Consider the following 8,681-nt stretch of genomic DNA (forward strand, 5'->3'; position numbering starts at 1 on the left):
GTGCCGGCGCTGGCGGTGGCGATCGCCGACGACCCTCTGGCCCCGGCCGGCGCGGCGCGGAACCTCTTGGCCATGCTTCCCTCGGCGCGGACGACGCTGGAGCTGGAGCCGGAGGCGCTGGGCCACAACGCGTGGGCCCGCCGCCCCGCCGAGGTGGTCGCCCGGGTGCTGTCGTGGATCGACCGCGAGCTGGGTGCCGTCACCCCTGGTGGGGACGACGACGAGGTAGTCGACGCCTGAAGAACTCGTACGTGAGGACCGCCTTCCGGGCCTCCTGGGAGTTGTCGGCGGCGCCGGCGTGCCCGCCCTCGATGTTCTCGTAGTACTGGACCTCGTGTCCCGCGTCCTCCAGGGCGGCGGTCATCTTGCGGGCGTGGCCCGGATGGACGCGATCGTCCCGGGTCGAGGTGGTCATGAGGACCGGCGGGTAGCGGACCTCCGAGGCGGGCCGGATGTGCTGGTAGGGGGAGTAGGCACCCAGGAAGTCGTCCCAGTCGGCGGTGTCCGGGTCCCCGTACTCGGCCATCCACGACGCTCCGGCCAGGAGCAGGTGGTAGCGCTTCATGTCCAGCAGGGGCACGGCGATCGCGAGGGCACCGAAGAGCTCCGGATAGCGGGTGAGCATGACGCCCATGAGCAGGCCGCCGTTGGACCCGCCGGTCGCCCCGAGCTGATCGCGGGTCGTCACGCCCTCCTCGACGAGGGCGCGGGCCACGGACGCGAAGTCCTCGAACGCCCGGGGACGCTTCTCCCGTACGGCGGCGCGGTGCCACGACGGCCCGTACTCACCGCCGCCGCGGATCCCCGCCACGACGTACACCCCGCCCTCCTCGAGCCAGAGCGCGCCGCGCAGGGCGGCGTAGGCGGGGCGCATGGACACCTCGAACCCGCCGTAGCCGTAGAGGATGGTTGGGCGTGGTCCGGCGGGGCCCGGCCCGCGCATGACCGTGTAGGGCACCTCGGTGCCGTCGTCACTCACGGTGGTGTGACGGGTGACCTCGATCCCGGAGGAGTCGAACCGGTGGGGCGTCGAGCCGAGGGTGGTGGTGCTGCCGTCCGCCCGGAGCAGGACCAGCGACGGCGGGACGACCGGCCCGGAGACCGCGAGCACCGCGTCGTCGGGGTGTGGGCGCTCGCCCGCCTGGGTGGGTGCGGCTGAGCTGGGTGCGGTTGAGCTGGGTGCGGCTCCTGATACCGGGTCGTCGTCCATCCCGGAGAGCCGGTCGCAGGACAGCACGTCGACCGAGACGTGCTCCGGCAGGCCCTCGACGGGCAACGGGGACCACTCGCCGTCGGCGGTGTCGGGGAGGGAGAACGCGTCGATCCGCGACTCGGTGTCGTCGAGGACGGTGAGCAGGATCCGGCCGCGGCCCCAGGTGACGTCCTCCACGGTCGTGGACGGGGTGGGGGAGAACAGCACGACGGGCTCCGGCAGCCGACCCGGCTCGGCGTCGACGGCGGCCCACGGCACCACGAGCACCGACCCGCCGGGGTGGGAGCGGCCGGCGATCTCCAGATCGGTGCGGGGGCGCAGCATGAGCCAGTCGCCGCACGAGGTGACGTCACAGTCCTCGGGCACGGGCACCGCGAGTGGGGTGGTGGAGGCGGGGTCGGTGCCCGGGGTCCAGAACACCTCCTGCGAGGTGTGGAAGTCGGGCGCCCGGCTGGCCAGGAACCGCCCGGTGACGGGGTCGTGCGAGGCGCCCACCGCGACGTCGTCGGTGCGGCCCTCGAAGATCACCGGGGCCTGGGCGGGATCGGTCCCGCGACGCCAGAGCCGCACCACACGCGCGTACCCCGAGTCGGTGGCGTCGGAGCCGCCCGGGTCCAGCGGCGCGGTGAGGAGCACGGTGTCGCGGTCCACCCAGGACACCGAGCACTTGGCCTCGGGCAGGTGGAACGCCCCCTCCCCGGCGGTGACGAAGCGGCGCTCGGTCAGATCGAACTCCCGGACCTCCACGGCGTCCGCGCCCCCGCGGGACAACCGCAGGAGCGCCCGGTCGTCGACGGGACGACGCACGACCGTGCCGGAGTACACCCAGTTGACGCCCTCCTCGTCGGCGAGGGCCCCGACGTCCACGAGCGTCTCCCAGGCCGGGTGGTCGACCCCCGGCGCCCCGTCGGCCAGCACGGTCCACGGCACCCGGCGCCACAGCCCGCGGGGGTGGTCACCGTCCTTCCACAGCGTGTAGGCGTACCGGCCGCGCAGGACCGGCCACGCGATCCGGTCGGTGGCGTCGAGGATCTCCAGGGCGCGGGAATGCGCGGCTTCGGCATGATCGCCGGTGGCGAGATCTGCGACCGTCCGGTCGCTGCGCTCACGCACCCATCCGAGCGCCTCGGGGGAGTCGACGGCCTCGAGGTGGAGGAACGGGTCGAAGATCGAGGTGCCGGTCATGCCCTCGATGATGCACGTGATCAAGCGAACAGATCGAAACCCACCTCGGATGTTCACAGGCTCTTGTTACGCGTTCGTGAGGTCAGTAGCATCTTCCGTAGCCGCGGGTCGACTGACCCGGCCATTCCCGATCAACGCGGGAGTGCATTTCAATGAACGGAGATACACACAATGGGTTCCATCACCGACCTCCTCAGCGCCGGTTCCGGCGAGTCCGGCTCCCTCAGCGGCGGCAACGCCACCGGCAACATCACCGACACGATCGCCGAGACCATCGGCGAGCTGGTCGCCACCGCCCTCAAGTCGGTCCTGGGCAACCTGTCCTGATCCTCGCTCACGCGAGCGGTCGCGCCGCCTTCTCCACATGGAGCGGGCGGCGTCGGTCATTTCGGGTGCAGTTCCGGCCAGCTCCGCCGTTCCGGTGCCGCCGGGAGCGCTACCCTGAGTGGCGTGGCTGACACTCATTACGATCTCATCGTCCTCGGCGCGGGCCCCGGTGGCTACGTCGCCGCCATCCGCGCCTCGCAGCTCGGCCTCAAGGTGGCCGTCGTCGAGGAGAAGTACTGGGGCGGCGTATGCCTCAACGTCGGATGTATCCCCTCCAAGGCCCTCCTGCGCAACGCGGAGCTGGCCAACACCGTCCAGCGCGACGGCAAGCTGTTCGGTATCTCCGGGGACGTGAGCTTCGACTTCGGCGCCGCGTTCGACCGCAGCCGTAAGGTCTCGGACAGCATCGTCAAGGGCGTCCACTTCCTCATGAAGAAGAACAAGATCACGGAGATCGACGGCTTCGGGAAGTTCACCGACGCCAAGACGATCGAGGTCGACGGCACGGAGTACACCTTCGACAACTGCATCATCGCGACCGGTTCCGTGGTCAAGACGCTTTCCGGGATCGAGTTCAGCGAGAACGTGGTGGGCTACGAGGAACAGATCCTCACGCGCGACCTGCCCGACTCGATCGTCGTCGTCGGCGCGGGGGCGATCGGCATGGAGTTCGCGTACGTGATGAACGCCTACGGCGTCGACGTCACGATCGTCGAGTTCATGGATCGGCTGCTGCCGAACGAGGACGAGGAGGTCTCCAAGGAGATCGCCAAGCACTACAAGAAGCTCGGCATCACGCTCCTCACCGGCCACAAGACCACCTCGATCAGCGACAACGGCGATTCGGTCGAGGTGGAGATCGAGTCCAAGGACGGTGAGGACACCCGGATCGTCACCGTCGACAAGGTGCTCATGGCCGTCGGGTTCGCCCCGCGGGTCGAGGGCTACGGGCTGGAGAACACCGGCGTCGAGCTGACCGACCGCGGCGCGATCGACATCGACGACAACATGCGGACCAACGTCGACGGCATCTACGCGCTCGGCGACGTCACCGCCAAGCTGCAGCTGGCGCACGTCGCCGAAGCCCAGGGCGTGGTGGCGGCCGAGACCATGGCCGGCGCCGAGACCCAGACGCTGGGCGACTACCGCATGATGCCGCGCGCCACCTTCTGCCAGCCGCAGGTCGCCTCGTTCGGGCTGACCGAGGCCCAGGCGAAGGACGAGGGCTACGACGTCAGGGTCGGCAAGTTCCCGTTCTCGGCCAACGGCAAGGCCCACGGGCTCGGTCACGCGACCGGGTTCGTCAAGGTCGTCGCCGACGGCACGCACGGCGAGCTGCTGGGCGCCCACCTCATCGGCCCCGACGTCTCCGAACTGCTGCCCGAGCTGACCCTGGCGCAGATGTGGGACCTCACCGCCGAGGACATCGCCCGCAACGTGCACACGCACCCGACCCTGTCCGAGGCCATGAAGGAGGCCGTCGAGGGCGTCGGCGGCCACATGATCAACCTCTGACAGCCTGCGGCGGGCCCGGCACCGGGTCCGCCGGCGTCGGGGGGCCACCCGACGGGGGCCCGCCGCGGTGTGCCGGGCGACTACTCGGCGTTGAGGATCTTCTCCATCTGCGCGACGTAGATCGCGTCCAGGGCGCCGGCCGCGGTCGGCAGGACGGGGTCCGCCGCCGGGTCGTCACCGCGGGCCGCGTACTCGACACTCACGGTGGTGTCGCGGGCGAAGCCGTGGATGGCGATGGCCCGGCTCAGTGCGCGCGTGCCGTCCGGCTGCGTCGTGATGAAGTCGCTGGTGACCCGGAAGCCCTCGGTGCCGTCGATGGCTGGGGCGTCGGCGACCGTCATCTTCAGCTCGACGTTCGGGTTGGCGGCGCTGCGCGAGGTGGTGCACGCCTCGTAGAGGGAGCGGTCCATGAACTCGTCGAGCCGCTCGCCCACCATGCCGATGCCGAAGCGGTGCTCGGTCTCGTCCTCCTCCGACTGCTTGTAGCGGACGGCGGCGGTCACCCCATCGGTGGTGGCGTGGTTGGAGACGGTCTCCAGGCGCGAGACCTTGTCGCACGCCGGGTCCTCCATGAGCTGGCGGCCCTGGTCGGCGACGAGCTTGTCCACCGCCTCCTGCAGCAGCTGACGGTCGACGACCTGGACGACGCCACCACCGGGCGCCTCGCCCTCCGCCAGGACGAGTTCCTCCACGGGCGCCTGCGGGGCGGACTGCGCCGCGGTCTCCGAGGTCTGGGTCTCGCTCGCGGGCTCGCCGCCCCGGGGGTTCTCCTCGTCCGACGAACAGGCCGTGAGAGCAGCCGCGGTGGCCAGCGCGAGACCGGCGATCGCGACGCGGCGGGGGGTGCTGGTGCGGAGGCGCATCTCTCTCCTTTGTCATTCGGTTACCCCTCATAGTGCCACCGGGCCCGTCGGTTCTGTGCATCAAGGCCGCGCGCGCCGCCGCCCGGTGATCGACGCCGACCGCCCCGGGGGCCCGAAGTCGGGGGCGGCGCCCGGGCGGGGGGAAGCAGTGGAAATCGCCGGGTGGGACTAGCCTTGGTCCGTCGCCGGACGAGCTCGATCGGCACCCGGACGAACACCCCGACCCGTCAAACCGACCCGGAAATAGGACAACGCTATGGACCATGACGGTGTGGACGCCGTGCTCTTCGACCTCGACGGGGTCATCACCCCGACGGCCGAGAAGCACATGCAGGCGTGGAATCGGATGTTCACCACCTACTTCGACGCCCGGGGGATCGACCCGTACTCGGATGAGGACTACTTCCGCTACATAGACGGCAAGCCGCGGGTCGAGGGCATCGCGTCGATGCTCGCCGCGCGGGGCCTCACCCTGCCCGAGGGCGACGACGACGACGAGGCCGGTCCCGACGCGGACACGATCCACGGGCTCGGTCTGCGCAAGAACGTGATCTTCCGTGAGCTGCTCGACGAGGGCATCGAGGCCTACCCCGGGTCGGTGGCCTACCTCGACGCCCTCGACGCCGCCGGCATCGCCTCCTGCGTGGTCTCCAGTTCCAAGAACGCCGAGGCCGTGCTCACCGCGGCCGGACTGCGGGACCGGTTCGAGGTGATCGTCGACGGGCTGGTCGCCGCCGCCGAGGGGATCCCCGGCAAGCCCCGCCCCGACACGTACCTGCGGGGCGCCGAGCTGCTCGGTGTACCCGCGGACCGCTGCGTGGTGATCGAGGACGCCGTCCCCGGCGTGCAGGCCGGCGCCGCCGGCGGGTTCGCGCGCGTGGTCGGTGTGGACCGCGGAGCCGGGCGTGAGACCCTGCTCGCGGAGGGCGCCGACCTCGTCGTCGTCGACCTGGCCGAGCTCATCCCCGGACTGACGGAGGCGAACCGGTGACCCGTATCCCCTTCTCCCGAGGACCGGTCCACGACACCGTCGGCGAGTCCGTGCCCGGCAACATCCGCACCACCTACGGCGTGAACCTCCGGAGCCACCTCGAGGTCCCCGAGATCAACCGCTCCACCCACCCCGCCGACCCGTGGCGTTGGGTCGAGACCCGTCCGAACGCGTCGCCGCTCGGGGTGTCCGAGACGCAGTTCGCGGTGGCGAACGGCTACCTGGGCATGCGTGGCAACCCGGAGGAGGGGCGCGACTCCGCCCAGCACGGCACCTTCGTCAACGGCTTCCACGAGACGTGGCACATCCAGCACGCCGAGGACGCCTACGGGCTCGCCCGCGAGGGCCAGACGATGATCCAGGCCCCCGACACCAAGACCATCCGCATCTACGTCGACGACGAACCGCTCCGGCTATCCGTGGCCGACCTCGAACACTACGAGCGCAGCATCGACTTCCGGGACGGGGTGCTGCGTCGGGAGATCGTGTGGCGCACCCCCGCCGGGAAGAAGGTCGTCATCCGCACCAGCCGGATGGTGTCGATGGTGGAGAAGCACCTCGCGGTGATGACGTACGAGATCGAGCTCCCGGACGAGCCCGCCCCCGTGGTGATCTCCTCGCAGGTCCTCAATCGGCAGGACGGCGAGGACGAATACAGCTCCGCCGCGGACGACGGCGCCCCGGCAGAGGGCTTCGACCCCCGCCGCGCCGAGGGACTCGAGCACCGGGTGCTCGAGCCCCAGGTCACCGAGGACCAGGGCGGGTACCACGTGCACGGGTACCGGTGCACCAACTCGGGCATGACGATCGCCGTCGCCGTGGACCACCTGCTCGAGACCGAGGACGACGTGGCCATGAGCCACGAGATCGACGACGACTCCTCGAAGATCGTCTACCACGCCCACGTCACGCCGGGACGGGTACTCAAGCTGACCAAACTGGCCGCGTACCACACCTCCGAGGTGGTTCCCGCGAGCGAGCTGGCGGACCGGTGCTCGCGCACCCTGGGACGGGCCCGCGTGCGCGGGGTCGAGGACCTGCACCGCACCCAGCGGGACTGGTACGACCACTTCTGGGATCGTGCCGACGTCGAGGTGGAGGGCCCCGCGGAGACGCAGCAGGCCATCCGGTTCAACCTCTTCCAGCTGGCCCAGGCCTCGGCACGGGCCGAGTACAACGGCATCGCCGCCAAGGGCGTCACCGGTAGTGGCTACTCCGGCCACTACTTCTGGGACACCGAGACGTACGTCCTGCCGTTCCTGACGTACACCATGCCGCGGTTCGCGCGTAACGCCCTGCGCTTCCGTTACAACATGCTCGACAAGGCGCGGAACCGGGCCAAATACCTCTCCGTGAACGGCGCCCTCTACCCGTGGCGGACCATCAACGGTGAGGAGGCGTCGGCCTACTACGAGGCCGGCACCGCCCAGTACCACATCAACGCCGACATCGCGCACGCCATGGTCAAGTACATGTGGGCCACCGAGGACCAGGACTTCATGATCCGCGAGGGCGTGGACGTGCTGGTCGAGACCGCGCGGATGTGGGTCTCGCTCGGTTTCTTCGACGGCGACGGCATGTTCCACATCCACGGCGTGACCGGGCCGGACGAGTACACGACCGTCGTGGACAACAACCTGTTCACCAACGCCATGGCCCGGTTCAACCTCGTGGCCGCCGCGATCGCCTGCAAGCGGATCGCGGCGTTGGGTGACGGCCAGTGGGAGGCCGTCTGCCGGCGGCTCAAGCTGCGCGACGACGAGACCAGCGAGTGGCGGCGTGCCGCCGAGAACATGGTGATCGCGTTCGACGAGGATCTGAAGGTCCATCCTCAGGACCAGGACTTCCTCGCGAAGGAGGTGTGGGACCAGGACCTCGAGGATCCCCGCCGCCCGCTGCTCCTGCACTTCCACCCGCTGGTGATCTACCGGCACCAGGTCCTCAAGCAGGCGGACGTGGTGCTGGCGATGTTCCTGCGCGGAGACGAGTTCACCGAGGAGGAGAAGCGGGCGAACTTCGAGTACTACGACCCGTTGACCACCGGCGACTCGACGTTGTCGGCCGTGGTCCAGTCGATCATCGCCGCCGAGATCGGCTACTGCGACGAGGCCTTCGAGCACTTCTCCAAGGCGCTCGTGGTGGATCTGGCCGACGTGCACGGCAACGCCGCCGACGGCATCCACGTGGCCTCCACCGGCGGGGTGTGGTCGGCCCTCGTCAGCGGGTTCGGCGGGATGCGCGACTACCGGGGTGAGATCTCGTTCGACCCGCGGGTGCCCGCGGAGTGGACGGGACTGACCTTCCGGTTGACGGTGCGGGGTACGCACGTGCGGGTGCGGTGCACGCACACGGAGATCACCATCGAGAACCTCAACGGCGCCGATTTCGCGTGCTCGGTCCAGGGCCAGCCGGTGACCGTACCGGCGGGGCGGACGATGTCGATGGAGCTCGATGCCCGGGCTCGCGTCTGCCTGCCCTGCGTCGACGCGGGCTGAGCCGCCCCGCCGCTCCGGCCCGGCGGGCGCACGAACCCCGCTGAGGCCCGATCCGCCCCTCGGAATCCAACCCGCGCCCCGGGGCCGGAGGG

Annotated in this window: 6 protein-coding genes and 1 pseudogene; 5 read left to right on the top strand and 2 right to left on the bottom strand. The window is 70.2% G+C overall.

Annotated features, from left to right (window positions below):
• A pseudogene (locus tag G6023_RS02160) lies at positions 1–240 on the top strand (alpha/beta fold hydrolase); the annotation flags it as partial.
• Here G6023_RS02160 and G6023_RS02165 read toward each other — a convergent pair.
• On the bottom strand, positions 200–2,398 hold the full coding sequence (locus tag G6023_RS02165) for a prolyl oligopeptidase family serine peptidase (protein ID WP_182633955.1): 2,199 nt from the start codon (positions 2,396–2,398) through the stop codon (positions 200–202). The pseudogene G6023_RS02160 and the gene G6023_RS02165 overlap by 41 nt on opposite strands.
• 171 nt (positions 2,399–2,569) lie before the next feature.
• On the opposite strand from G6023_RS02165, the gene G6023_RS02170 reads away from it, so the two are divergent.
• On the top strand, positions 2,570–2,725 hold the full coding sequence (locus G6023_RS02170) for a hypothetical protein (protein WP_167492369.1): 156 nt from the start codon (positions 2,570–2,572) through the stop codon (positions 2,723–2,725).
• Positions 2,726–2,848: 123 nt separating this feature from the next.
• Entirely contained in the window at positions 2,849–4,240 is a 1,392-nt protein-coding gene (lpdA, locus tag G6023_RS02175) for a dihydrolipoyl dehydrogenase (protein WP_182633956.1), read from the top strand.
• Between the two features lie 80 nt (positions 4,241–4,320).
• Here the strand turns inward: lpdA and G6023_RS02180 are convergent, their stop codons facing one another.
• Positions 4,321–5,103, bottom strand: a complete 783-nt coding sequence (locus tag G6023_RS02180; RefSeq protein WP_067719249.1) for a hypothetical protein — start codon at positions 5,101–5,103, stop codon at positions 4,321–4,323.
• A gap of 256 nt (positions 5,104–5,359) precedes the next feature.
• On the opposite strand from G6023_RS02180, the gene G6023_RS02185 reads away from it, so the two are divergent.
• Both G6023_RS02185 and G6023_RS02190 read left to right on the top strand, forming a co-directional pair.
• Positions 5,360–6,094, top strand: coding sequence for an HAD family hydrolase (locus G6023_RS02185; protein ID WP_182633957.1), 735 nt, complete (start codon positions 5,360–5,362; stop codon positions 6,092–6,094).
• Complete coding sequence (locus G6023_RS02190; protein ID WP_069389976.1) at positions 6,091–8,589, top strand: glycoside hydrolase family 65 protein; 2,499 nt, start codon at positions 6,091–6,093, stop codon at positions 8,587–8,589. The genes G6023_RS02185 and G6023_RS02190 overlap by 4 nt, the downstream gene beginning before the upstream one ends.
• The last annotated feature ends 92 nt before the right edge of the window (positions 8,590–8,681 follow it).

The sequence above is a fragment of the Dietzia sp. DQ11-71 genome (assembly GCF_014144995.1).
In the GTDB taxonomy this organism is placed as follows: domain Bacteria; phylum Actinomycetota; class Actinomycetes; order Mycobacteriales; family Mycobacteriaceae; genus Dietzia; species Dietzia kunjamensis.

Excerpts from the sequence above, each read along its gene's own strand:
- G6023_RS02165 (WP_182633955.1), bottom strand. The coding sequence starts at position 2,398 with ATGACCGGCACCTCGATCTTCGACCCGTTCCTCCACCTCGAGGCCGTC.
- G6023_RS02170 (WP_167492369.1), top strand. The coding sequence starts at position 2,570 with ATGGGTTCCATCACCGACCTCCTCAGCGCCGGTTCCGGCGAGTCCGGC.
- G6023_RS02180 (WP_067719249.1), bottom strand. The coding sequence starts at position 5,103 with ATGCGCCTCCGCACCAGCACCCCCCGCCGCGTCGCGATCGCCGGTCTC.
- G6023_RS02185 (WP_182633957.1), top strand. The coding sequence starts at position 5,360 with ATGGACCATGACGGTGTGGACGCCGTGCTCTTCGACCTCGACGGGGTC.